This is a genomic window from Streptomyces sp. NPDC002577 (assembly GCF_053594815.1).
On record NZ_JBSFWK010000012.1, the window covers coordinates 80,598 to 103,771 of the forward strand.

Here is a 23,174-nt window from a genome sequence, read left to right on the forward strand (position 1 = left end):
CATTCGGGCACGGCCCCGGATGCAGGATGCCCGTGGACCTGCGTGATCATCCCTGTTCTCGACGCAGAACGATCATGCAGGAGCCACGGGCTTGCTCAACGATACGACGTTGCTGCTCGACCTCGACGGGGTGTCCGTCGCGCGGGTTGAGCGGCTGGCCGACGGAAGGCGCCGAGTTCACCTGGTCACGGCCGACGAGACAGCCAGGGCCTGCCCGGCCTGCGGGGTGTTCGCCACCCGGGTGAAGGGCTCGGCGGTGACCCGCCCGCGCGATCTCCCTTACGGCGAGAGCGGTTTGGAGTTCCGCTGGCACAAGCGCCGCTGGTGGTGCCGCGAGGCCGACTGCCCTCGCCGGTCCTTCACCGAGCAGATCCCGGCTGGTGCCAGGCTTACCGCCCGGCTGCGGGGTGCGGCCGGGCGCCGCGTACGGGATGCCGGCTCCACGGTCATCCAGGCCGCGCGGGATCTGCATCTGTCCTGGCCGACCGTGATGGAAGCCTTCCGCACACAGGCGACGTCACCGAGGCACCTCTGTCGCAGGTCGCAGTCCTGGGCATCGACGAGACCCGGCGCGGACGGCCCCGCTGGGAACAGGATGCGGATACCGGCAAGTGGCGCCTGACCCGGGACCGGTGGCACACCGGCTTCGTCGACGCCCTCGGCCACGGCGGGCTGCTCGGACAGGTCGAGGGCCGCACCGTCGCCGACGTTTTGGCCTGGCTCGCCACCACCGACCTGGACTGGAGAAGGGGCATCGGCTACGTCGCCATCGACATGTCGGCCACCTACCGCGCCGCGATCCGTATCGGCCTGCCGCACGCCACTGTCGTGGTCGACCACTTCCACGTGGTCCAGCTTGCCAACAAGATGCTGTCCATGGTCAGGCGCCGCACCACCGCCGAGACCCGCGGCAGGCGCGGACGGGCGAGCGACCCGGAGTGGAAGGCCAGACAGCGGCTTCTGCGCAACCGCGAGGACCTCACCGACGACCAGTTCGCCACGATGCGGAACACGCTCCTGGGCGAGGGGAAGATCGGGCAGACGCTGCTGACGGCCTGGATAGCCAAGGAGAACCTGCGCACCCTCCTCGCCCTGGCCCGCACCGGAGCCGACCGCCACCAAGTTGGCAACGCCCGCTGGAAGTTCCTCACCTGGTGCGCGGACTCCGACATCCCTGAAGTCCGCCAGCTCGCCACCACCGTCGACCGCTGGTGGCCCGAGGTCGCCGCGTTCATCGACACCGGACACAGCAACGCCAAGAGCGAAGGGATCAACCGCGTGATCAAGCTCGTCGCCCGCAACACGTTCGGCTTCCGCAACGCCGATACAACCAGCGGCTGCGGACACGCTGCGTCACCACCCGCCGAGCCCGCGGACACCTCCGCACCGCTCAACTTTGAAGACCCAGGTCTCGCAGCGCCCAGACCGCCGAGTCCTCCGTCTCACCCTGGCCGACGAACGTCGTCATCTGCTCCTCCACCTCCGGAAGACCCGCGCCGAACTAACGTGATGCACACGAGCCTGCTCGTACAGCTGCGCCGCTGAGCCGCCCGAGCCCGCTTGCCCCGCGTCGCATGAACAATCCGCCAGTTCACAGCCAAGGTGACCGCGCTCCGTGTCGGTCCCACCGACCCGGCCACCGTCGCCGGCCCGCTGGTAACCGCCGTATCGGCCCAGCGGCTCGCGAAGCAGGTCGAGGACGCAGTGGCCAAGGGCGCGCGCGTGCCCACCGGCGGCGGCGCCCCGGACGGCGCGCTGTACCCGGCGACCGTGCTGAGCGACCTTCCCGAGGACGCGGTCCTGTACCACGGTGAGGCCTTCGGTCCGGTCGTCGCGATCTCCTCGTTCACCACCGACGACGAGGCCGTCACCCTGGCCAATGCCACCGAGCACGGTCTGACCTGCGGCATCATCACCGAGAACGGCACCCACGGCCGCAAGGTCGCCCGCCGTATCCGCACCGGCATCGTCCACGTCAACGACTAGTCGGTCGGCGACGAGCCGCAGGCGCCCTTCTGCGGGTTCGCCGCCTCCTGCTACGGGCGGTTCGGCGGCCTGTGGGGTATCGAGGCGTTCAGCAACACCCGCTTGGGTCACGCTCGCCACGGAGCAGGCACACTACGCTTCCGAGTCGCAAGGCACCGGCGTCCGGCCTGAGCCGCGGGGGTTCGCCCTGCGGCTCAGGCTCGCGCGCGGCCGTCGCTTACTTCAGCAGGGCCGCGAGTCGGCGCCATTCGTCCTTCGGGATGGAGGCCGCACCGTTCTCGGTGACGACCTGAAGGGCCACATGGTCGGCGCCCGCCGACAAGAAGGATTCGACGCGCTCCCGGATCCGGCTCTCGTCGCCCCACGCGAACACCGCGTCGACCAGCCGGTCGCTGCCTCCGCCGGCCACGTCGCCCTCGGTGAAACCGAGCCGCAGCCAGTTGTTGACGTAGTTCTCCAACTGGAGGTACATGGCCAGCACCCCGCGGGCCAGCGTACGGGCACGTTCCGGATCGGTCTCCAGAACCACCTTCAACTCCGGTGCGAGCAGCGGACCTTGGCCGATCCGGTCGCGCGCCTCGGCGGTGTGTTCGGGCGTCACCAGATACGGGATTGAGCCGGCCGTCCGGTCACGGGCCAGGCCCAGCATCTTCGGGCCGAGCGCGGCGATCACCCGACGCCCGGCGGGCAGGCCGCCCTTGTCGAGCCCGTCCAGGTACTCGACCATCGTCGCGTAGGGGCGGCGGTAGCCCTCGGTGCTCTTGGCGTGGCTCACCCCGAGACCCAGCACGAACCGGCCCGGGTGGGTGGTCTCCAGCTTGGAGAAGGCGGCCGCGGTGGAATCCGCGTCGTGGTCCCAGACGCTCTGGATACTGGTGCCCACCACGATCCGCGAGGTCGCCTCGATCAGCGGCGCGGCGTTGTCGATGGAGCTGTTGCCGCCCAGCCAGATGGCGCCGAAGCCCAACTCCTCCAGTTCGGCGGCCGCCTCGGCGCGCTCGGCGCGCCGGTCCGGATTCTCGCCGCGCAGTCCGACAGTCCAGATGCCGTACTTTCCGACGGTCTGCTTCAGGGGCGTGGCAGCGTTCGTGTCATCAGTCATCGAAAAAGGATCCCTCCGCACGCGCGTCGACATGATTTCCAACTGGAGGGTTCCACAGGAAATTTCCCCCACGGCCCAAGAAACGCGCCACGTCCTCCCCCAACAGCCCGCCGGCGCAGCTGCTCGACGGCGAGGAGGGCGACTCCTTTGGCCTCCTCCACGGCGCCCGGCTCGGGGCTCGACAGCAGTAGTGGCCAAGGTTCCGCTGCCCGGCTGCGGTACGCACCGGGTCGTCTGCGTCTTCCGCAGCGCGGATGGCCCGGTCGGCGACCATGAGCGATAGGTCCAGTCGTCCCGCGCGGCGGCAGTACGAGCGCAACAGTCCGTAGGGGTCGGAGGCGACTCGCAGCACTTCGCGCCGTGCCTCAGGATCGCCGCCAGCGCGGTGGATGCGCACGGCGTGCTCGACCTCGCCGATGAGCCCGGGCAGGGTGCTGGCCGCCTCAGTGAAGCGCTCCTTGGAGGACTGCCAGCTCCGCCAGGCCTCCTCCACCCGCTCCCGCAGGCTGGAGATGTCAGCACTTCCTCCGCCTCCTGGAGGCGATCCTCATGCGTACCGCCGTCGGCCGCGGCCGCGTCTATCGCCGGTGTGGCTGCCGCGACACCCAGCGCCACCAGCTCGGCGCTCGCTGCCCTCACCTGCTCACCGACACCGAACACGGAACCTGGACCTTCGCCGTCGACATGCCCACTCCCGACCATCATCGGACGACCGTCCGCAGGGGCGGCTTCGACAGCCACGACACCGCCGAAGCCGCGCTCCGTCGATTCCTGGAGTGTGAGGCCGGCGGGATCAACGGCGACCCCAACCAGACCGTGGCCGAATACCTGAACTCCTGGCTGGCCGCCAAAGCCCTGGTACTCAAGCCGACCATGGCCCGCTATCGCGACTACGTCCGCAACGACCTCATCCCACCCTTCGGCACCCTCAAGCTCGACCAGCTCGGCCACCGGCACATCGCCGCCTTCACCACCAGCCAGCTCGCCACCGGCCGCGGCCGGACCACCCTCTACCGATGCCTCGCCACCCTCTCCAGCGCCCTCGGCGACGCCGTCCGCCAGCACCGCCCTCCGCACAACCCGGCCAGCCCACCCGTCCTACGCCGCCCGCCGTCGCCGGAACGGCGGATCTGGACCGCGAAGGAAGCCGCCCGCTTCCTCGCCCACTGCCACCAGGCCGACCCCGAGATGGCCGACCTCTTCGAGTTCCTCATCGGCACCGGCATGCGCAAGGGCGAAGCCCTCGGCCTGCACTGGAACGACGTCCACCTCGACGGGGGCGTTGTATACGTGCGCTCCACACTCTCCGCGATCGACAACAACCGGCTGGTCATCACCACACCCAAGACCCGATCGAGCCGCGGCTGGGTCGCCATCTCACCCCGCGTCGCCACCGCCCTCCGGCACCGGGCACGATCAGCACCCCAAACCCACAACGACCCCAGCGATCCGTTCACCGGGCTGGTCTTCTGCTGGCCCGACGGCCACCCGCTCGGACCACACCTCGTGCTCCACCGGCTCCACCGACTCTCCGAGGAAGCCGACGTCCCGTAGCAGGACGGCGTAGAACTGCGGCTCGATCGCGCCCACGGCGACGTGGCGCCCGTCGGCGCAGCGGTAAACGCCGTAGAACGGGGCGCCGCCGTCCAGCAGATTGCTGGCGGGCCGGTCCTTCCAACGACCTCGGGCGAGGAAGCCATAGGTCATGGCAAGCAGCAGCGCGGTGCCATCGGTCATGGCCGCGTCGACGACCTGGCCCCGCCCGGTGGCGCGGGCGTGCAGCAGGGCGCTGGGTGCCGAGCGCGAGTAGCATCCCCCCGCCGCCGAAGTCGCCCACCAGGTTGAGCGGGACGACCGGGCCACCGCCGACAGGGGCGATGGCGTGCAGCGCTCCAGTCAGGGCGACGTAGTTGATGTCGTGTCCGGGCTCGTGGGCCAGCGGTCCGTCCTGTCCCCAGCCAGTCATCCGGCCATACACCAGACGAGGGTTACGGGCCAGGCACTGTTCGGGACCGAGGCCGAGGCGCTCGGCGACGCCGGGGCGAAAACCCTCGAGCACGGCGTCGACGCCCTCCACCAGGAGCAGCGAGCAGCTGCCCCGGCCTGGTCCTTGAGGTCGACAGCGATCAAGCGGCGGTTGCGGTGCAGCCACGAATGCGCCGCCGTACGCCCTGCTTCTCCGGGCCGCTCCACCCGGATCACCTCCGCGCCCAGGTCGCCGAGGAGCATGCCGCAGAACGGGCCGGGACCTATGCCGCCGAGTTCCAGGACTCGTATCCCGGCCAGTGGGCCGTTGGCGGTGACGGCGGCGAGGTCGTCGCTGTCATCGCGGTACTCGGTCGGAACCACATCGGACACAGAACTCTCCAGAACTTGCCGCCAGAGGACAGAGGAAGACCGGGACAGGGAGGGGACCGGACGGGTGTCCGCTGCCTTCGCACGACCGCGAAAGGCGCTGTCATGTGAACACCCGGCTGTCGCCAACGGGTGCAATCGCTGGCATCCGAGGCCGGGATCGTCACGGCCGCGCCTCGTTGCAAGGCACCATGGAAGCGGAGCGGTTCACTGCTTCACATCTTGCACTCCGGGCTCACCGCCGGTGTCGCCTCCTCGATCGGGATGGTCGAGTCCGTCACCAGCTTCGGGCCGGTTTCCACGTGGGCCGGGTAGAGCGGCTGGAGCAGCAGGTGGTCGGCGGCCCGCATGGTGACCTTGCCGACGAGCGTGTCGACGCTGAGGCCGCTCATCGCCTTGCCGACCTTCGCCGGGGCGGTGGAGCCGGCCTTGTCGGCCGCCTCCGCGAGAACGGTCAGGGCCAGGTTGCCCTCGATCGGTACGTGCCACATGCCGCTGCTGTTCCTGGCCGCGTAACTCTTGGCGAACGGGGTCTTGTTCACCGCGTCCGGCGAGTAGTTCAGCACCTCGTGGGCGCCGATCACGGCGTTGCCCATGGCCGGCAGTTCGGATGCCTGGAGGTAGCCGCTGCCCATGATGAACCGGTACTTGTCGAACAGGCCGAACTGCGCGGCCTGTTTGGTGAATGTGGCCGCGTCGCCGCCGAGGATGCCGACGAAGAGGCCCTTTGACTTCTTGCGGCCCAGCTTGGAGATCTGGGGGCCGAAGTCGGTGGCCCCCTGCGCCGGGAACACCGAGGTCCTGACGGTGCCGCCGGTCCTGTTCACGGCCCTCTCAAAGATGGCGGCCTTGTCATGGCCTGCCGAGTAGTCCGGGGTGATCGTGTCCCAGGAGGACAGCTTCGCCTTCTTGAGGACTTCCTCAGCGCCCAGGGTGTACTGGCTGTCGACGGTGCCGAACTGGAAGTAGTTGGCGTTGCAGTTGGGGCCGACCAGGGTGGCGCTCTGGGCCACCGGGGCGAGGACGAGGATGCCAAGGCGTTTGGCCTGGGCGCTCAGGGCCTGCCCGGTGCTGGTGCTGATGAACCCGGAGACGTACCGCACGTCGTTGGACCGTACCGCTTTCTGCACGGCCTGCAGGGTGTTGATGGGCGTGCCGTCCGTGTCGATGCGGACGATGTCGACCTTGTAGGTGTGCTGGGCGGCGTTGAGTTCCTGCGCCGTGACGGTGGCTGCGTCGAGGGACTGTTTGCTGATGCCCGCGAAGCTTCCGCTGTTGACGGTGATCACGCCGACCTTGAGCGTCGCGGCCTCCGCGCCCACCGTGGTCGTGGCGTACCCGCACCCGGTGACCAGCGACGTCACGAGGGCACCGGATGCTGCCGCGGCGGCCCATCGCATCGCGTGTCTAGCTGTCATAACCGACCTCTCTGCAGTTCTGTCATCGATGGGGGGTGGGTGGGTCAGAGCGAGACCTTTTCGCGGAATTCGGGGGTGTCCAGTTCGGTCACGGGGGCGTGTGCCGACACCTCGCCCTTGGACAGGACGATGACGCGGTCGGCCACCTTCCGGACCATCGTCAGGTGCTGCTCGACGATGAAGACCGCCGTACCGGTCTGCTGGATCGCCGTCAGGACCTCGACCAGTTCGTCCACGATCACCGGGGCGAGACCCTCCGAGGGCTCGTCCAGGAACAGCAGGTCGGGGTTGGCCATCAGGGACCGTCCGATCGCGATCATCTGCTGCTGGCCGCCGCTGAGCGCGGTTCCCGGCTTGTTCGCCCTCTCACGCAGTACCGGGAACAGGTCGTAGACGGTGTCCAGGGTCCACTGACCCCGGCGCCTGGCCGCGGTGCCGAGCAGCAGGTTCTCCTGCACGGTGAGCTGCGGCAGGATGCGCCGGCCCTGCGGGGTCAGTGCCAGGCCCATGGCGGCGGCGCGTGCGCCGCGGGAGGGGCGGTGCGGCTGGCCGGAGACGGTGATCTCGCCTCCGTGGACCTGGGCGAGTCCGAACAGTGACAGCACCAGCGTGGACTTGCCGGCGCCGTTGCGTCCGACGAGGGCCACGGACTCGCCGCTGTCGACGGTCAGGTCGATGTCGCGGAGTACGACCGCCTTGCCGTACCCGGCGCTGAGGTGGGAGATCTCGAGAAGGCTCATGCGGCAGTCCCCAGGTAGGCCTGGATGACACGGGTGTCGGCCCGTACCACGGCAGGTTCGTCGGTCATGAGCACGCTCCCCAGGTCGAGCACCGTGACGGTGTCGCAGGTACGGAAGACCGCGTCGACGTCGTGCTCGACGATCACCGCGGTCAGGCCTTCCTGCCGGACCAGTTCGGCGACGTGGCCGAAGAGGTCGGCGGTCTCCTGGACGGTGAGGCCGGCCGCGGGTTCGTCGAGCAGCAGCAGGCGGGCCTGGCCGACCACCGCGAGGGCGATGTCGACGCGGCGCTGGTCGCCGTAGGCGATGGTGTCGGCGCGGGAGTCCAGCAGATGCTTCAGGCCGAAGATCTGTGCGACGTGCGCGACGTGGGCGTGGTCGCCGCGTGCGACGAGGCCGAGCTGGTCGCGGACGGTGAGGGCGGGGAAGATGCTGGTCCGCTGGAAGGAGCGGGACAGGCCCTGTCTGCGGCGCCACTGCACGGAGCGGCGGGTGATGTCCTGGCCGTCCAGCAGGACGGTTCCCTGCTTGGGGCGTTGCGCTCCGGACAGTACGTTCATCAGCGTGGACTTGCCGGCGCCGTTCGGGCCGATCACGCCGTGGACGGTGCCCTCGGCGACGTCCATGGTGACGTCCGAGAGCGCGACCAGGCTGCCGTACTGTACGCGGACGCCGTCAGTCGACAGCATGTGTGCCTCCCAGGTCGGACACGGGTGCTGCGGATGCCGGTCGCGCGGATGTACGGGCCCACTGCCAGGCCTTCGCCACCAGGCCGAGCAGGCCGCGGGGGAACGCCGTCAGGACCACGATCACGGCCAGGCCGGTGTAGAGGTACAGCTCTCCGCTGGAGCCGAACTTGTCCTGGCCCCACACCAGCAGCAGACCGCCGACCAGCGGCCCGAGCGGTGTCTCGAAGCCGCCTATGAGGACGGCGATGACCGCGTTGCCGCTCGCGCCGAAGCTGAGCAGGTCCGGGGAGACGAAACCGGTGTTGAGGGCCTGCAGGACTCCGGCCACCGAGCCGAGGAGGCCGGCGAATGCGAAGGCCAGCAGCTTGGGCAGGTAGGTGTTGAAGCCCGAGTGCCGCATGCGGTCCTCGTTCTCCCGGATGCCGCGCAGCGACCGGCCGAGCCGGCCCTGGCCGATCCAGTGCACCATCAGCACGGCCACCACCGTGACGCTCCACACCAGCGGCCAGAACAGTCCGGGGTCGGCGACCTCGTCGACGGTCATGCCGCCCAGGGTTCCGCTGTAGTTGACGACCATGCCGTCCGAGCCGCCGGTCCTGGTGCGCAGGCCGTCCAGCGAGACGACCTGGAGCAGCAGCTGGCCGAGGGCCAGGGTGAGCATGGTGAAGACGAGCGCCTTGCTGCGTACGAAGACCATGCCGATCAGGAACGCGCCGACCGTGGCCCCGACGATCGCGAGGAGAACGGCGGGGAGGACGTCCAGGTGAGAGGAGACGCAGAGGACGGCGAACAGGTAGGCCGCGGCGCCGGAGAAGGCCGAGGCGCCGAAGCTGACCCATCCCAGCAGGTTCAGCAAGAATCCCACGGACAGGGCCATGATGCCGAGCAGCAGGCCGTTGACCAGAACGGTCATGCCGTGTGCGTCGCGCACGGCGTTCGGCACGAAGTAGCCGACGACGGCTACGAGCACGACGATCGCCGCACGCTGCGGGGAGATCCCCCGCCTCCAGTCGCCGCGCATGCGTGCGCCGGCGGTCGTGCGCTCGGGCTGGGTGACTGCGGGCTGGGGTCCGGTCTGGGTTTCGGTCTGGGTTTCGCTCATGACGACCTCGCTCCGCCGAAGCCCTGCGGGCGCAGCGCCAGGACCACGATCAGCAGGATGTACGGCAGCAGTGACGCCACGTCGGGTACGTACTCCTGGCCCACGGCGGACACGACGCCGAACAGGACGGCGGCTCCGATGGCGCCGCCGATGCTGCCGAGGCCGCCGATCGCGATGATGAGCAGGCTGCTGATCATGATGGAGTCGCCCATGCCGGGCTGCACCGCGAGGTAAGGCCCCGCAAGCGCACCGGCGACGCCGGCGAAGGCCGTACCCAGGCAGACCACGAACAGACCGATGCGCTTGCTGTCCACGCCCACCATGTGCGCGGTGCCGGGGTCGTGGCTCACCGCGCGGACGAACAGTCCGGTACGGGTCCACTTCAGCCAGGCGAAGATGGCCGGCACGGTGCCGAGGCCGAGGCCGATGATGAGCAGCCGGTAGGCGGGGTACTGGACGCCGAGCAGGTGGACCGCGCCCCGCAGGGCGGAGGGCGCCTGCACCGGCCGGGTCTCACCGCCGTAGCCCTTGATGATCAGCTGGCCGATGACCAGGGACATGCCGTAGGTGATGAGGGCGATGTCGAGTTCGGAGCGCTTCTTCAGGGGGCGGAAGACGAGGAACTCCAGGAGTGCACCCGCGACCGCCAGGGCGATGGGTACGACGACCAGGGCGACCCAGAAGTTGCTCGCCTGTGCCACGGAGTACGCGAGGTAGGCGCCCAGCATGTACAGCGCGCCGTGGCCGAAGTTCATGATCTTGCGCAGGCCGAAGATCAGCGCCAGACCTGACGCAAGCAGGGCGAACAGGGCGGACAGGGTAAGGGCGTTCAGCACGCTCAGCATGGGCGTCGCCCCGTCCGCGCGTGCGGCAGACGGCTGATGAGCCGTCTGCCGGGTGGAGTACTGCCATGTTCGAACACCGTGGCCTCCTGACTGAGCACGGATGAGGAAAGAGCAAGAAGTGCGGGCAGCCGGGCGCATACGGGGATGCGGTCCGTTGCTCGGCGGGTGAAAGCCGACGGCTCGTTCGTCCGCCCGTCGTGTCGGGGCGGAACCAATGCGGTCTACGGCCGTGGCGAGTAAGTCACAAGGTTTGACCAAAGGTTGAACCTATGAACGGGACATTAACGGGTGCCCTTCGGTGTGACAACCCTCCGTACGGAGGTGGTCAGAAGAAATCGCCGCCGTCGCCCGCGTCATAGGCCGCCCCCGCGTCCAGCACCGCGTCGGCGCGCTCGCGACCGAGCCACTCGGACAGGACGGCCCGGGTGTCGCCGCCCAGTTCGGGAACATGGCGGACCGCGGCGGCTCCGGCCCCCGGTGCGGTCGGCCGGGACGGCGTCAGGCGGAACGGCAGACCGGTGACGTCGAGCCTGCCTGCCCCGTCCTGCGCGGGCGTCATCATCCGTTCCCGCGCCTGCGGTTCGGCGAGGTACTCCTCCACCGTCCGGTACCGGGTGGCCGGTACTCCGGCGTCCACCAGAGCCCGCTCGCACTCCTCGCTGGTGCGCGTGCCGGTCCACTCCTCGATGATCGCGTGCAGTTCGCCGTAGGAGCGCCAGCGCGGTGCGGTGGTGGCGAACCGTGGATCGGTGAGCAGGTCGGGTCGTTCGAGTACGCGGCTCAGTGCCTCGAAGTTGCGCTTGTTGACGGCGGCGATCATCACGGCGCCGTCCTTGGTGCGGGCCGGCCGATAGCCCTTGCGCGTGTAGTCCATCGGGAACCGGGCCGTCTGGACCTCGTAGACCATCATCGACAGCAGCGCCTGGTCGAGGGCCACATCGACATGGCGCCCCTGGCCGGTGAGGTCGCGGACCCGTAGCGCCGCGAGGATGCCGCTGACCGCCAGCGCCCCCGCCATGCCGTCCGCCGCGAACAGGCCGGTCGCCGGCAGTTCGGTGTCGTCGCGTTGGTAGGCCGCGAAGGCGCGGTCGTACCCGACGGTCGCGTGGACGACCTGCGCGGTGGCCGGACGGGTGGCGTACGGGCTGTCCTGGCCGAATCCGGTGATGGAGCAGTAGACCAGGTCCGGCTTACGACGGCTCATGCTCGGGTAGTCCAGGCCCAGTCGCGCCATGACGCCGGCCCGCATGTTCTCGACCACCACGTCCGCCTGCGCGATCATCTCCTGCGCGGCGGCTCTGCCGAGTTCGTGCTTGAGGTCGAGGACCACACCGCGCTTGCCGTTGTTGAGCTCGGCGAAATAGGCACTGCTGTTGTCCCGCAGGGGCGCGGCACCACGCGTGTAGTCGCCGTCCCGGGATTCGATCTTGATCACGTCGGCACCCAGTGATGACAGGACACGCGTGCAGTAGGGGCCGGCCATCACGGTGGTGAAGTCGACGACCCGCAGGCCGTCCAGGGGAAGCATCGTCGTCTCAGCCTCAAGCACAAGGACCTCCTTGTCCGTACTTCTAAGGTTCAACCATTGCGATGTCTGCGACGTCAAGATCCCCGTGGGCCATGAGGCGAGCTGTGACGTGACTGTGATCGCGGCTCGGCCGGCACAATGGCCGAGCCGGCGGCGGGGACTGCCGCCCCGGCCGCCGGCTCACGTGCACTGCTCAGCCCTTGCGCTCCTTGACCTGCGCGGTGAGTTGGGGCAGGACGTCGAACAGGTCACCGACCACGCCGTAGTCGACCAGGTCGAAGATCGGCGCCTCGGGGTCCTTGTTGACCGCGACGATCGTCTTCGAGGTCTGCATGCCGGCCCGATGCTGGATGGCGCCGGAGATGCCGTTGGCGATGTACAGCTGCGGGGAGACCTGCTTGCCGGTCTGGCCGACCTGGTTGCTGTGCGGGTACCAGCCGGCGTCGACGGCAGCCCGGGAGGCGCCCACCGCGGCACCGAGCGCGTCGGCCAGTTCCTCCACCACGCCGAAGCCCTCGGCGGCGCCCACGCCACGGCCGCCGGAGACCACGATCGCGGCCTCGGTCAGCTCCGGGCGGCCGGAGGAGACGCGCGGGGTGCGGGAGAGGATCTGGGTACCGGTGGCTCCCGCGGAGTAGGTCACCGTGACGTGCTCCACCGCGCCGACCGCCGGGGCCGGTTCCGGTGCGGCGGCGTTCGGCTTGACGGTGATCACCGGGGTGCCGTGGGACACCGTCGACCTCACCGTGAAGGAGGCGGCGAACACCGACTGGGTCGCCACCGGCCCGCCGGCCCCGGCCTCGACGTCCACCGCGTCCGTGATCAGGCCCGAGCCCAGCCGCAGCGCCGTGCGGGCCGCCACCTCCTTGCCCTCCGCGGAGGACGTCACCAGCACGGCCTCGGCGCCGCTCGACTGCGCGATCTGGGTCAGCGCGTCCACCTTGGGCACCACGAGGTAGTCGGCGAACTCGTCTCCATCGGCCACGTAGACCTTGGCCGCCCCGAACTCGGCTGCTTTGTCGACCAGTTCGGCTGCGGCGGCTCCGGCGCCCAGCACCACCGCCGAGGGGGTACCCAGGCGGCGGGCCAGCGTCAGCAGCTCCAGCGTCGGCTTACGGATCTGGCCGTCCACGTGGTCGACCAGGACGAGGATCTCACCCATTGCTCATATCTCCAGAAAGTTCCAGAAGGTGTTGCGGCGGCCGGACGGCTCAGATGAACTTCTGCGCGGCGAGGAACCCGGCGAGCGCCTTGCCGCCCTCCCCGTCGTCCTCGATCACGGTGCCGGCGGTGCGCGCGGGCCGGGCGGTGATGTCCTTGACCTCGGTCCACGCCCCGGCGAGGCCCACCTGGTCGGCGTCGAGGCCCAGATCGTCCAGGTCGAGCGTCGCCACCGGCTTCTTCTTCGCGGCCATGATGCCCTTGAACGACGGGTAGCGGGCCTCACCGGAGCGGTCCGTCACCGACACCACCGCGGGCAGCGCGGCCCGCAGTTCCTCGCTGGCCGCATCCGAGTCCCGGCGGCCGGTGACCACACCGTCCTCGACCGTGACCTCGGACAGCAGCGTCACCTGCGGCACGCCCAGCCGTTCGGCGAGCAGCGCCGGGAGCACACCCATGGTGCCGTCGGTGGATGCCATACCGCACACCACCAGGTCGTAGCCGGCCTGTTCGACGGCCTTGGCCAGCACCAACGACGTCCCGAGCGCGTCCGTGCCATGGATGTCGTCGTCGTTGACGTGCACCGCCTTGTCCGCGCCCATGGAAAGCGCCTTGCGCAGTGCGTCGCCTGCGTCGTCGGGGCCCACCGTCACCACGGTCACCTCGGCGTCGTCCGCGGCTTCGGCGATGCGCAGCGCCTGCTCGACCGCGTACTCGTCCAGCTCCGACAGCAGACCGTCCACCGACTCCCGGTCGGTCGTCGTGTCGTCGGCGAATCCACGGTCACCGGCCGCGTCGGGTACGTACTTCGCACAGACGACGATCTTCAAACTCACGGTTCTTTCTCCTGTTTCTGTTCATTCACGAGCTCACTCGGCCACGGCGCCGACCGTCGTCACGGAGCGTCGGTCACGGCTGCGCCCGACGTGATCGCGGCCTCCGCGACCTCGGCGCCGAGCAGCTCCGTCAGGACCGCCTTCGTGTCGGCTCCGAACGAGGAGACCCGCAGCGGGCGCTCGGCCGTGGCCACCGGGCGAGGCGAGGCCTCTCCGGGGACGCGCAGCTGGAAGGCGGGGGCGACGACCTGGAATTCACCGGCGGCGTCCACCGCGGGTACGAACGTGCCGCGCTGCCGCAGCTGTTCGGTGTCGAACTGCTCGGCAATCGTGCGGTAGCGCGCGGCGGGCACGCCGGCCTCGAGGAAGGTGGCCTCGCACTCCGCGGACGTGCGGGTGGAGGTCCACTGTTCCACCAGCTTGTGCAGCTCCCGGGTGTGCAGCCAGCGTGCCTCGGTGGCACGGAAACGCTCGTCCTCGGCGAGTTCCTCGGAGCCGATGGCGCGCGTGAGGGCCTCGAAGTTGCGCTGGTTGGTGGCGGCGACCATGACCCAGCCGTCAGAGGTGCGGGCCGGCGGATACCCCTTGCGGTCGTACCCCTGCGGGAACTGGGCCTCCTGGACCTCGTACGGCATCATCGACAGCATGCTGTCCAGCAGGGCCAGGTCGATGTGGCGGCCGACGCCGTCGGTGTCTCGGCCGCGCAGCGCGGTGAGCACCGCGCCGAAGGCGAGGGCGCCGGAGAGTCCGTCGGCGGCGAACACACCGGTGCTCGGCGGGGGCACCTCGTCCAGCTGGTAGCGCAGGTTCGCCAGGTCGTAGCCCGAGATGGCGTGCACGGCCTGGGCCGTCGCCGGGCGGTTGATCCACGGCCCGGTCTGTCCGTATCCGCTGATGGAGCAGTAGACGAGCTGCGGATGGTCGACGGACACGGTGTCGTAGTCCAGCCCGAAGCGTTTCATGACGCCCGGGCGGAAGTTCTCGACGACGACGTCGGCCCAGCCCATCAGGTCACGGGCGACGCTCAGCCCTTCGGGGACGCGAAGGTCCAGCGTGATGCACCGCTTGCCGGCGTTCATCATCCCGAAGTAGGCGCTGTGACCGTCCCGCAGGGGCGTCGTGCTGCGGAGGAAGTCACCGCTGGGCGACTCGATCTTGACCACGTCCGCCCCGAGGTCGGCCAGCAGACGCGTGCAGTACGGTCCCGCGATCAGCGTGCTGAAGTCGAGGACGCGTAGACCTGTGAGAGGGCCTGCCACCGCGCGGGATTCGGATTCTTGGCTGGAGGACACTTTCTGCTCCCAACTCCTTCGTTCGGAGGAATTCCCAACTGCTGTCAGAGAAAGGCGTGTTGCCACGCAGCCCAGGTCACGGGTACGGGTACGGCGTCGGCGAGGCCGGGTGCTACGGGGTGAGGGCCCGCGACGCAGACCTCTGTCGGCCGCCCGGCCGCTCGGAAGTGGTACGGCTCCTTCGCCGACCCCCTGAGGGGCCAAGAATTGCTATGGCTCAACCATTGATAACTTGGTCGTATGGCTGGGTCAAGAGAAAGCGGGTACGCGATCACCTGCCGGAATACGTCGGCATACGGATCCGCCGCCTGGGCACGACCGGCCACGACGGACTCGGGGACGGACGACGCCCCCGTACCCTGAGCCGGCGGAACGCTCAGGCGTCGCTCGAAATACGCCTGGCGCCGCGGTAGTCACCGCGCAGCCAGAGCAGGTGCAGGCGCTCGAAGTAGCGTTCCAGCTCCGCGATCGCGGCGTCGGCGTCCCGTTTGCGAAGGCTGCGCATGACCCGGCGGCGCGAGCGGATGATGGAGTCGTCCTGGGTGGGGCCGACCTGGAGGATGACCTCGCCGACGACCTCGAAGAGGGTGTTCGTCAGCAGCACGAGGACCGGGTTGCCGGTGGCCTCGGCGAGGATGGCGTGGAACTGCAGGTGGACGCCCACCTTGCGCTCCCACTGCTGTTCCTGGGTCAGCTTCTCCGCAAGCGCGACGTTCGCGGCCAGGCGCTCCAGGTCCGCGTCGGTCATGCGCCGGCACGCGGCACGCGTGACGACCGACGACAGCCCGCGCAGCGTCTCGGTGACGTCGGCGATGGAGAAGTCCGTCAACTGCAGTGCGTCGGAAAGGCTTTTGGCGACAAGGGAGGAGTCCCCCTCGGCGATGAAGGCACCTCCGGCGGCACCGCGCTTGAGGACCACGAGCCCGGAGATCTCCAGCATCCGCAGCGCCTCGCGGACCGTGTTGCGGCTGACGGAGAACTGCTCGGCCAGGGCGCGCTCGGCCGGCAGCCGGTCTCCGGGGTTGAGCTTGCCCTGCTGGATGAGGGCCCTGATCTGGGTGATGATCTCATCGAACGCGCGGCGCGGCCGGGCGGGGCGGAACAGCAACCCGCCGGACTCGGCGGGAGCGGACGGCGTCGAAACCGGGTTGATTGACATGCTGTTCCCGTCGCCTCCGTGGTGCTGCATGACGTCAATGGTAATGCCACTGGACCAGACCTTTGTTTCACGCAGGCAAATTCAAGACAAAGTACGGAGTCGGACGGGGACGCGGGCATGGGCTCAGGCTCCCGGCATGGCCAGGATGATTTTCCCGGTATGTCCGGCCTGCCTCATCTCCTCCTGCGCCGCCAGCGCACTGCGCCACGGGTGGCAGCGGTCGACCACGGCCCGGATGCGCCCGTCGGCGACGGCCGGAAGGACGTGTTCGCGTACTCCCTCGGCGATGGCGATCCGGTCGGCGACGGTACGGGTGCGGAAGGTGGCGCCGACGAGGTGCAGCCGCTTGAGGGCGAGGAGGTTCATGTCCAGCTCGGCGGTGCGGCCGCCGAGTCGGCCGACGCTCACCAGCCGGCCGCCGACAGCCATCGACTGGAGGTGGGCCGCGAGCGTGCCGCCGCCCACATGGTCCACGACCACCTCGACCCGACTCTCCCCGCCGAGGGCCTCGGCGAGAGCGGCTGACAGCTCGTCGGCCCCCGCGGTGACCACCTTGTCGGCCCCCAGCGCCCGCACGGCCTGCGCTTTCGCGGGCGACCGTACGGAGCCGATCACGGTGCCGGCACCCAGGGCGCGGGCCATCTGCACGCCCACCGACCCCACTCCGGACGCCGCCGCCGTCACCAGCACGGTCTCCCCCGCTGCGAGCCGCCCGGCGCGAGCCAGGGCGTCGTACTCGGTCATGAGCGCTACCGGAAGCGCCGCCGCCTGTATCCAGTCGACCGCATCGGACACCGGCAACAGCAGCCCCGCGGGTACGGCGACCAGCTCGGCGTACGCCCGCCCGGACATGGCCATGACGCGCTGGCCGACCGCCACGCCCTCCACCCCCGGCCCCAGCGCCACGACCTCGCCCGCCATGTCCAGGCCTGCGATGTCGGGGGCTTCGGGGTCGGACGACGGCGCCGCCGGGTAGCGGCCCTGCCGGTGGAGGAGATCGGAGCGGTTGACCGAGGCCGCCCGGACGGCGACGACCACCTCGCCCGGCGCGGGAACCGGATCGGGCACCTCCCGGATGTCCAGCGATCCGGTCGCCCCGTCGGGCACTACGACGGCTGCGAGCACAGCTCCTCCGTCTCCGTCTCCGGGGTCTCCTCCAGCCAGTCCCTGACCGACTGGTTGTGCTGGCCCAGCGTCGGTGGGGCGGTGTGCGAAACCCGCCCGCCCGCGAACGCGTTGGCGTCGAAGCGAATGGTCGGACCCGGCAGCGAGAGCCGCCCCTGGGTCGCATGCTCGACCTCGATGACGAGCCCCTGGGACAGGGTCTGCTCCCAGCCGTAGACGTCGTCGAGGCTGCGGACCTTGCCGGCCGGCACGCCCACCGCGCCCAGGATGTCCAACCAGTGCTCCGCCGGACGTTCCATGAAGATGTTCTCGATCTCGGCGGTCAGCTCGTCACGTCGTTCGACGCGCTGCCGGTTCTCCGTGAACCGGGGGTCGTCGGGGTCGAGCCCGATCGCGCCTGCGAACGCCTTCCAGAGTGCCTGCGAACCGCAGGCGACCTGCACGGGCGCCGTGGCCGTGCGGAACAGCCCGTACGGCGCAATCGCCGGATGGTACGACCCCGCCACCCCCGGCACCTCCTTGGCGACGGTCCAGCGGGTGCCCTGGAAGGAGTGGGCGCCCACCATCGCGGCGAGCAGCGAGGTCCGTACGATGCGGCCTTTACCGGTGCGGGTGCGTTCGTAGAGCGCCGCGAGGACGCCGTACGCGCCGTTCATCCCGGCGAGGAGGTCGGCGATGGGCACCCCGACCTTCGTGGGCGTGCCGCCGGTCGGCCCGGTGAGGCTCATCAGGCCGCCCTCGCCCTGCAGGATCTGGTCGTAGCCGGGCCGGGACGCCTCGGGTCCGTCGTAGCCGAAGCCTGTGATGGACAGCACCACCAGGCGGGGGTTGAGCTGCTGGAGGCGTTCGAAGGAGAACCCGAGCCGGGCCAGGACGCCGGTGCGGAAGTTCTCGATCAGGACATCGGCGCGCTCGACGAGCCGACGCAGCACGCCCTTGTCCTGAGGGTCCTTCAGATCGAGGCTGATCGACTCCTTGTTGCGGTTGACGCTGAAGAAGTACGTCGACTCGCGCTCGCCCTCGTCACCCACGAAAGGCGGTCCCCAGCCGCGGCTCTCGTCCCCGGCCGGGCTCTCGACCTTGATGACCCGGGCGCCCATGTCGCCGAGCATCATGCCCGCCTGCGGGCCGGCCACCGCCCGGGACAGGTCGAGGACGACTATGCCGCCCAACGGGCCGCCGTCACCGTGCTGTTCACTCATGACTTCTCCGCTCTCCCTCCTGTTTTCCTGATCGCGTCCTACGCCGCCGAAGGCGCTCCCACCGGGGCCGCCGCGCTGTCGGCCAGTACCTCGGACCACGGCGTCCCGCTCTCGATGAGGGTGCGGTAGCGCATGAGATGGCGGGTCGCGGCCAGGCCCAGTGCTCCGATGACGACACCGTCACGGCCATAGAGGACGACGAACTCCTCGTCCTGCAGGCTTCCGTGCACCACGTGCGTGGCGTCATAGCCCTTCGACACGCCCAGGAACTGCAGCCGGCTGCCGTACTGGTCGGACCAGAAGTACGGCACCGGGCCCGCCGTGCGGCCGGGAGCCTGGGAGTTGACGATGTTGTGAGCGACGGCCGCGCCGTGTTCCTTGGCCGTGGTCCAGTGCTCGATGCGCTCGTGGGTCCCGGTGCGCGGGTTCCACCAGGAGGCCGCGTCCCCCGCGGCGTAGATGCCGGGCAGTGAGGTGCGTCCGAACTCGTCGCACTCGATGCCGTTGTCGAGGACGACGCCGGATCCTTCGAGCCAGTCCGTGGCGGGCACCGCGCCGAGGCCGAGCAGCACGGCGTCCGCGTCCAGGACGCGGCCGTCGGCAAGGACCACGCGTTCGACCCTGCCATCACCTTCGAGCCGGTCCACGCCGGACCCGCAGACGAGGGACACCCCGTGGGCCTTGTGGCGGCGGGCCAGCGCGGCGGCCACATCGGGGCCGAAGATCCGGGAGAAGGGCAGGTCGAGGGCCTCGACCAGGGTGACGTCGGCTCCGGCGGCGGCAGCCACGGCGGCTGCTTCGGCGCCGATGAAGCCGCCGCCCACGATGACCAGTCGGGGTTTGGCGCGCAGCGCCTCCTGGACGGCGAGGGCGTCGTCCAGGCTACGGATGCTGAACACGCCCGGCAGCATGGACGGTTCGGGCAATGTGCGGGCGACGACGCCGGGGGCCAGGACGATCGCGTCCGCCGTCAGCTCGGTCCCGTCGTCCAGGCGGACCGTGCGGCGGTTGCCGTCGAGGGCGACCGCGCGGCGCCCGAGCAGCAGGTCGATGCCCTGGTCCTGGTAGTGGCGCTCGGGCCGCAGCAGGATCTTGTCCGGCTTCCAGCCGTCCTTCAGCGCCTGCTTCGACAGCGGGGGCTTGTCGTAGGGCAGATGCGGGTCGGCGTCGACGAGGGTGATCTTCCCATCGAGCCCCTGGGCGCGGAGGGTGTCGGCGGCGGCGACGCCGGCCACCGAAGCCCCGATGATGAGCACGTCCATCGGTCTACTCCTCGATGATGATGGCGTCGGTCGGGCAGGCGTCCGCGGCGTCGCGGGCGCACGCGTGCAGGTCTTCGGGCAGTTCGCCGTCGATCAGGACCACCGCGATCTGGTCACTGTCGATGTCGAACACCTTCGGCGCGACGGACAGACAGGCCGCGAAGCCGCAGCACTTGTCTTCTTCGACACGGACTTTCATGGCACGTCTCCCGCAAGGTCACATGGTCGGGGGTGAGATGTGGGGCCCGGTCAGGGCCGGCTCCGGGGGCGCGGCGTGGGTGCCACGCCCCGGACCGCTCGTCAGCTCGTCAGCGCACGACGCGCTTGGCGATGATGTTGCGCTGGATCTGGCTGGTGCCCTCGTAGATGCCGAGCAGCTTGGCGTCGCGCATGTAGCGCTCCACCGGGTGCTCGGACATGTAGCCGTGGCCGCCGAGGATCTGCACCGCGTTCGCGGTGACGTGGTTGACCGTGTTGGCGGCGAACAGCTTCGCCATCGACGACAGCTTGATGACCTCGTCCATCGGGACGCCCGCGTCGTAGGCGGAGGCGCACTTGTAGACGAGGAGACGCGCGGCCTCGATCATCGTGTAGTCCTCGGCCATCATCCAGCGCAGGCCCTGGTACTCGGAGATGACCCGGCCGCCCGCCTCGCGCTGCAGGGCGTACTGGGTGGCGTAGTCGTGGGCGCACTGGGCACCGCCGACCGCGATGCCGGCGACGGTGGGGCGGTTGAGCTGGAGGCCCTGCATGGCGGCGCCGAAGCCGTTGCCCTCCTCGCCGACCATGAAGCCGTCCTCGACGGTCACGTTGTCCAGGAGGATCTCGTTGTTGGGGACGCCGTGCTGGCCCATCTTGTCGTTGAACTTCGTCACCTGCCAGCCCGGCTGGTCGCAGTCGACGATGAAGGCGCTGATTCCCTTGGAGCCGGGCTTGTCGTTGGTGCGGGCGAAGACCAGGGCGTACTTGGCCATGCTGCCCCAGGTGATGAACTGCTTGCTGCCGTTGAGCACCCAGCGGGAGCCGTCCTTGACCGCGCGGGTGCGCATCAGGGACGGGTCGGAGCCGGCGTCGGGCTCGGTGATGGCGATACAGGTGATCGTCTTGCCCTGGGCCAGCTTCGGCAGGATCTCGTTCTTGAGCTCCGCCGAGGCGCCGGTGAGCATGGCGTTCACGAAGATGCTGTTCTGGCCGGCGAGCTGGGCGAGCGCCATGGAGCCGGCCTGGGAGACGGCCTCACGGGCGAGGCAGCCGGAGAGCAGGTCGCCGCCGGGGCCGCCGAACTCCTCGGGGACGGCAAGCTGGATGATGCCCATGTCGCCGAAGACGTCGATGAGGTTCTCGGGGAACTTGTCGGTCTTGTCGAGCTCGTTGGCGACCGGGGCGACGTGCTTCTCGGCCATGTCGCGGACGGCGTTGAAGAAGTCCTGGTGGTGCTCGGAGAGGGCCATCGTGTTCATCGTGCGGCTCCTGTTCGGGAGAGGATTTCGTGTAGGGAGTGACGGTCGGTGAGACCGAGGAAGGCGAGCGCGTTACGGGTGGTGCGTTCGCGCCAGTCGGGGCCCATGGCGAGCACGTCGAGCTCGGCGGCCTGCCGGTAGGAGGCGGCGATCGGCTGCTCCTGCGCGGCGAAGGGGTAGTCGGATCCGACGACCATGTGGTCGGCGCCGAAGGTGCCCTCCGCCAGGGCGAGGGTGTGGGGGTCGTAGGTGAGACCGTCCGCCCACAGCCCCTTCAGGGCGGTCAGCGGGTCCTGGACGGGGAGGCGGGAAGCCGGCGGCTGACGCTGCCATCCGTTGCGCAGCCGTCCGCGCAGGGCCGGGATGCCCGCACCGCCGTGGGCCAGACAGACCCGCAGGCCGGGGTGGCGGTCCAGGACACCTCCGAACACCAGGGATCCGACGGCGAGTTCGGTCTCGACGGGGCGTGCGAGGCCGAAGGCCAGGCCGTGGTGGCTGGAACGGCGGGGCTCGACCGGCTGCCACGGGTGGACGAACACCGCCGCGTCGAAGGTTTCGAGTTCGGCGAAGACAGGGTCGAGTTCGGGGTCGTGCAGCAGGTACCGACCGGCGTGGGTGCCGATCTCCACCCCGTGCAGCCCGAGAACGGATCGCACTCTGCGAGCCTCCGCGACGGCGGCCTCGGGGTCCTGCAGCGGCAGTCCCGCAAGGCCGAGGAAGCGGCCCTGGCCGGCCTCGACCAGCTCGGCGAGGACGTCGTTCTGTGCCTGGACGTACTCGATGGCGAGGGCGGGATCGGCGTCGTACAGGAAGGTGAACGGCGTGGGACTGATGACCTGGGTCTCAATGCCCGCCCGGTCCATGTCCTGGATGCGGCGCTCCGCGTCCCAGGCCGCCGCATCCAGGACGCGCATCAGCTTCCCGCGCTGGAAGACCTCGATCCGTCCGCCCTCATCGACGACGACCGGCCAGCCCTCCACCGCCGCCGCCTCCGAGGGTGGGGGCAGGTGGCGGGGGAAGTGGTGGGTGTGGACATCAAGCATCGAGGTCCACCGGGGGCACCCAGACGTTGGAGGTCCAGCGGCCCGGGGCCATGGTGCGCGGCCGGTGGTCCGGGTCGGTGATCTTCGCGTGGTCGATGCAGAACTCGACCGTGGACGGTCCGGGCACACCGGTGGCGTAGAAGCCCATCGACCCCGAGGTGGGGTGGCGCAGCAGGTCGCGGTCGAACGGCACCTCGCGCTGGATGAAGTTCGCCCGGATCCGCATGAGGTCGTCGACGTCGGCGCAGTGGAAGGCGACATGGTCCAGGAACGGCGGCTCGCCGCGGCCCGCACCGATCACCAGCGCGTGGTGGAACTGGTTCGCGCACCGCAGGAACACCGTCTTGCCCAGGACCCGGTCGGATTCGAGCAGGCCGAGGACGCGGCCGTAGAAGTCGAACGACTTGTCCAGGTCGCCCACCCCGATCACCGCGTGCAGCAGGTGGGTGGGGTTGATCCACGGCTTGGTCGGGGTGATGCCCACGTTGCACATGCCGTCGAAGAGTTCGACCTCGTAGCCGTTCGGGTCCTTGAAGCGGAGGGCGTCGCCCGTCCACTGTCCCGCGTGGGCGGTGACGGTGATGCCCTCGGCCTCCAGCCGCTCCCGGTAGGCGTCGAGGTCCTCGCGCTTGCACACCTCGAAGGCCAGGCGTCGTACGCCGGTCCGGTCCGCGCCGCCGTGCAGCACGATCCAGTGGTGGTCGGTGCCGCCGCGCAGGTAGACGGTGTCCTTGGTGCGCTTGGCCACCTCGAGCATGCCGAGCGTCGTCCACGCCTTCGTCGCGGCGTCGAGGTCCTCGACGTCCAGTGCGACGTAACCCAGGCGCCAGGGTATGAGCCGGTCCTCGGCACTTGCGTTGGTCATGTTG

Annotated in this window: 22 protein-coding genes and 2 pseudogenes; 4 read left to right on the top strand and 20 right to left on the bottom strand. The window is 69.7% G+C overall.

From position 1 onward, the window contains the following. Window positions 1-91 precede the first annotated feature (91 nt). The 3 genes and pseudogenes from ACWD4J_RS18525 to ACWD4J_RS18535 form a co-directional block, all read left to right on the top strand. A complete protein-coding gene (locus tag ACWD4J_RS18525) occupies window positions 92-622 on the top strand; it encodes a transposase family protein (RefSeq protein ID WP_451396442.1) in 531 nt (176 codons plus the stop codon). Next, window positions 556-1,545, top strand: coding sequence for an ISL3 family transposase (locus ACWD4J_RS18530; protein WP_451396538.1), 990 nt, complete (start codon window positions 556-558; stop codon window positions 1,543-1,545). Before ACWD4J_RS18525 ends, ACWD4J_RS18530 begins: the two co-directional genes overlap by 67 nt. 39 nt (window positions 1,546-1,584) lie before the next feature. Further along, a pseudogene (locus tag ACWD4J_RS18535) lies at window positions 1,585-2,122 on the top strand (aldehyde dehydrogenase family protein); the annotation flags it as partial. An 81-nt stretch (window positions 2,123-2,203) separates the two neighbouring features. Here the strand turns inward: ACWD4J_RS18535 and ACWD4J_RS18540 are convergent. Continuing rightward, window positions 2,204-3,088, bottom strand: coding sequence for an LLM class F420-dependent oxidoreductase (locus ACWD4J_RS18540; protein WP_451396443.1), 885 nt, complete (start codon window positions 3,086-3,088; stop codon window positions 2,204-2,206). Window positions 3,089-3,637: 549 nt separating this feature from the next. On the opposite strand from ACWD4J_RS18540, the gene ACWD4J_RS18545 reads away from it, so the two are divergent. After that, window positions 3,638-4,642, top strand: coding sequence for a tyrosine-type recombinase/integrase (locus ACWD4J_RS18545; RefSeq protein WP_451396444.1), 1,005 nt, complete (start codon window positions 3,638-3,640; stop codon window positions 4,640-4,642). A 45-nt stretch (window positions 4,643-4,687) separates the two neighbouring features. Here ACWD4J_RS18545 and ACWD4J_RS18550 read toward each other — a convergent pair. The 19 genes and pseudogenes from ACWD4J_RS18550 to ACWD4J_RS18640 form a co-directional block, all read right to left on the bottom strand. Then, window positions 4,688-5,165 (bottom strand): annotated as a pseudogene (locus ACWD4J_RS18550) (CoA transferase); the annotation flags it as partial. Then, on the bottom strand, window positions 5,051-5,446 hold the full coding sequence (locus ACWD4J_RS18555; protein WP_451396445.1) for a CoA transferase: 396 nt from the start codon (window positions 5,444-5,446) through the stop codon (window positions 5,051-5,053). The gene ACWD4J_RS18555 and the pseudogene ACWD4J_RS18550, both read right to left, overlap by 115 nt. Before the next feature lie 212 nt (window positions 5,447-5,658). Then, the gene (locus tag ACWD4J_RS18560; protein ID WP_451396446.1) at window positions 5,659-6,861 is read right to left on the bottom strand and encodes an ABC transporter substrate-binding protein; all 1,203 of its coding nucleotides are present in this window, start codon (window positions 6,859-6,861) and stop codon (window positions 5,659-5,661) included. Between the two features lie 44 nt (window positions 6,862-6,905). Further along, window positions 6,906-7,601 (bottom strand): ABC transporter ATP-binding protein, encoded by a 696-nt coding sequence (locus tag ACWD4J_RS18565; RefSeq protein ID WP_451396447.1) that lies wholly within the window; start codon window positions 7,599-7,601, stop codon window positions 6,906-6,908. After that, window positions 7,598-8,290 carry an ABC transporter ATP-binding protein gene (locus ACWD4J_RS18570; protein WP_451396448.1) on the bottom strand — a complete coding sequence of 231 codons (693 nt, stop codon included), beginning with the start codon at window positions 8,288-8,290 and terminating at the stop codon, window positions 7,598-7,600. The genes ACWD4J_RS18565 and ACWD4J_RS18570 overlap by 4 nt, the downstream gene beginning before the upstream one ends. Continuing rightward, a complete protein-coding gene (locus ACWD4J_RS18575; RefSeq protein WP_451396449.1) occupies window positions 8,277-9,392 on the bottom strand; it encodes a branched-chain amino acid ABC transporter permease in 1,116 nt (371 codons plus the stop codon). The genes ACWD4J_RS18570 and ACWD4J_RS18575 overlap by 14 nt, the downstream gene beginning before the upstream one ends. After that, a complete protein-coding gene (locus ACWD4J_RS18580; RefSeq protein ID WP_451396450.1) occupies window positions 9,389-10,237 on the bottom strand; it encodes a branched-chain amino acid ABC transporter permease in 849 nt (282 codons plus the stop codon). The genes ACWD4J_RS18575 and ACWD4J_RS18580 overlap by 4 nt, the downstream gene beginning before the upstream one ends. 325 nt (window positions 10,238-10,562) lie before the next feature. Further along, a complete protein-coding gene (locus ACWD4J_RS18585; protein ID WP_451396451.1) occupies window positions 10,563-11,786 on the bottom strand; it encodes a CaiB/BaiF CoA transferase family protein in 1,224 nt (407 codons plus the stop codon). A gap of 172 nt (window positions 11,787-11,958) precedes the next feature. Beyond that, window positions 11,959-12,927, bottom strand: coding sequence for an electron transfer flavoprotein subunit alpha/FixB family protein (locus ACWD4J_RS18590; RefSeq protein WP_451396452.1), 969 nt, complete (start codon window positions 12,925-12,927; stop codon window positions 11,959-11,961). Between the two features lie 49 nt (window positions 12,928-12,976). Beyond that, a complete protein-coding gene (locus ACWD4J_RS18595; RefSeq protein ID WP_451396453.1) occupies window positions 12,977-13,762 on the bottom strand; it encodes an electron transfer flavoprotein subunit beta/FixA family protein in 786 nt (261 codons plus the stop codon). 59 nt (window positions 13,763-13,821) lie between these two features. Beyond that, window positions 13,822-15,054 carry a CaiB/BaiF CoA transferase family protein gene (locus ACWD4J_RS18600; RefSeq protein WP_451396454.1) on the bottom strand — a complete coding sequence of 411 codons (1,233 nt, stop codon included), beginning with the start codon at window positions 15,052-15,054 and terminating at the stop codon, window positions 13,822-13,824. A gap of 376 nt (window positions 15,055-15,430) precedes the next feature. After that, complete coding sequence (locus ACWD4J_RS18605) at window positions 15,431-16,243, bottom strand: FadR/GntR family transcriptional regulator (RefSeq protein ID WP_451396455.1); 813 nt, start codon at window positions 16,241-16,243, stop codon at window positions 15,431-15,433. 93 nt (window positions 16,244-16,336) lie between these two features. Then, window positions 16,337-17,338 (bottom strand): zinc-binding dehydrogenase, encoded by a 1,002-nt coding sequence (locus ACWD4J_RS18610; RefSeq protein ID WP_451396456.1) that lies wholly within the window; start codon window positions 17,336-17,338, stop codon window positions 16,337-16,339. Then, a complete protein-coding gene (locus tag ACWD4J_RS18615; RefSeq protein WP_451396457.1) occupies window positions 17,320-18,540 on the bottom strand; it encodes a CaiB/BaiF CoA transferase family protein in 1,221 nt (406 codons plus the stop codon). Before ACWD4J_RS18615 ends, ACWD4J_RS18610 begins: the two co-directional genes overlap by 19 nt. Window positions 18,541-18,578: 38 nt before the next feature. Further along, on the bottom strand, window positions 18,579-19,802 hold the full coding sequence (locus ACWD4J_RS18620) for an NAD(P)/FAD-dependent oxidoreductase (RefSeq protein ID WP_451396458.1): 1,224 nt from the start codon (window positions 19,800-19,802) through the stop codon (window positions 18,579-18,581). Window positions 19,803-19,806: 4 nt separating this feature from the next. Then, complete coding sequence (locus ACWD4J_RS18625) at window positions 19,807-20,001, bottom strand: ferredoxin (RefSeq protein WP_451396459.1); 195 nt, start codon at window positions 19,999-20,001, stop codon at window positions 19,807-19,809. Between the two features lie 109 nt (window positions 20,002-20,110). Then, window positions 20,111-21,262, bottom strand: a complete 1,152-nt coding sequence (locus ACWD4J_RS18630) for an acyl-CoA dehydrogenase family protein (RefSeq protein ID WP_451396460.1) — start codon at window positions 21,260-21,262, stop codon at window positions 20,111-20,113. Next, complete coding sequence (locus ACWD4J_RS18635) at window positions 21,259-22,305, bottom strand: amidohydrolase family protein (RefSeq protein WP_451396461.1); 1,047 nt, start codon at window positions 22,303-22,305, stop codon at window positions 21,259-21,261. The genes ACWD4J_RS18630 and ACWD4J_RS18635 overlap by 4 nt, the downstream gene beginning before the upstream one ends. After that, complete coding sequence (locus ACWD4J_RS18640) at window positions 22,298-23,170, bottom strand: VOC family protein (protein WP_451396462.1); 873 nt, start codon at window positions 23,168-23,170, stop codon at window positions 22,298-22,300. The genes ACWD4J_RS18635 and ACWD4J_RS18640 overlap by 8 nt, the downstream gene beginning before the upstream one ends. Between the last annotated feature and the right edge of the window lie 4 nt (window positions 23,171-23,174).

What these genes read in the sequence shown, in the direction of transcription:
- ACWD4J_RS18540 (WP_451396443.1), bottom strand. Translation starts at nt 3,088, where the DNA reads ATGACTGATGACACGAACGCTGCCACGCCCCTGAAGCAGACCGTCGGA.
- ACWD4J_RS18545 (WP_451396444.1), top strand. Translation starts at nt 3,638, where the DNA reads ATGCGTACCGCCGTCGGCCGCGGCCGCGTCTATCGCCGGTGTGGCTGC.
- ACWD4J_RS18560 (WP_451396446.1), bottom strand. Translation starts at nt 6,861, where the DNA reads ATGACAGCTAGACACGCGATGCGATGGGCCGCCGCGGCAGCATCCGGT.
- ACWD4J_RS18565 (WP_451396447.1), bottom strand. Translation starts at nt 7,601, where the DNA reads ATGAGCCTTCTCGAGATCTCCCACCTCAGCGCCGGGTACGGCAAGGCG.
- ACWD4J_RS18570 (WP_451396448.1), bottom strand. Translation starts at nt 8,290, where the DNA reads ATGCTGTCGACTGACGGCGTCCGCGTACAGTACGGCAGCCTGGTCGCG.
- ACWD4J_RS18575 (WP_451396449.1), bottom strand. Translation starts at nt 9,392, where the DNA reads ATGAGCGAAACCCAGACCGAAACCCAGACCGGACCCCAGCCCGCAGTC.
- ACWD4J_RS18580 (WP_451396450.1), bottom strand. Translation starts at nt 10,237, where the DNA reads ATGCTGAGCGTGCTGAACGCCCTTACCCTGTCCGCCCTGTTCGCCCTG.
- ACWD4J_RS18590 (WP_451396452.1), bottom strand. Translation starts at nt 12,927, where the DNA reads ATGGGTGAGATCCTCGTCCTGGTCGACCACGTGGACGGCCAGATCCGT.
- ACWD4J_RS18605 (WP_451396455.1), bottom strand. Translation starts at nt 16,243, where the DNA reads ATGCAGCACCACGGAGGCGACGGGAACAGCATGTCAATCAACCCGGTT.
- ACWD4J_RS18615 (WP_451396457.1), bottom strand. Translation starts at nt 18,540, where the DNA reads ATGAGTGAACAGCACGGTGACGGCGGCCCGTTGGGCGGCATAGTCGTC.
- ACWD4J_RS18620 (WP_451396458.1), bottom strand. Translation starts at nt 19,802, where the DNA reads ATGGACGTGCTCATCATCGGGGCTTCGGTGGCCGGCGTCGCCGCCGCC.
- ACWD4J_RS18625 (WP_451396459.1), bottom strand. Translation starts at nt 20,001, where the DNA reads ATGAAAGTCCGTGTCGAAGAAGACAAGTGCTGCGGCTTCGCGGCCTGT.
- ACWD4J_RS18630 (WP_451396460.1), bottom strand. Translation starts at nt 21,262, where the DNA reads ATGAACACGATGGCCCTCTCCGAGCACCACCAGGACTTCTTCAACGCC.
- ACWD4J_RS18635 (WP_451396461.1), bottom strand. Translation starts at nt 22,305, where the DNA reads ATGCTTGATGTCCACACCCACCACTTCCCCCGCCACCTGCCCCCACCC.
- ACWD4J_RS18640 (WP_451396462.1), bottom strand. Translation starts at nt 23,170, where the DNA reads ATGACCAACGCAAGTGCCGAGGACCGGCTCATACCCTGGCGCCTGGGT.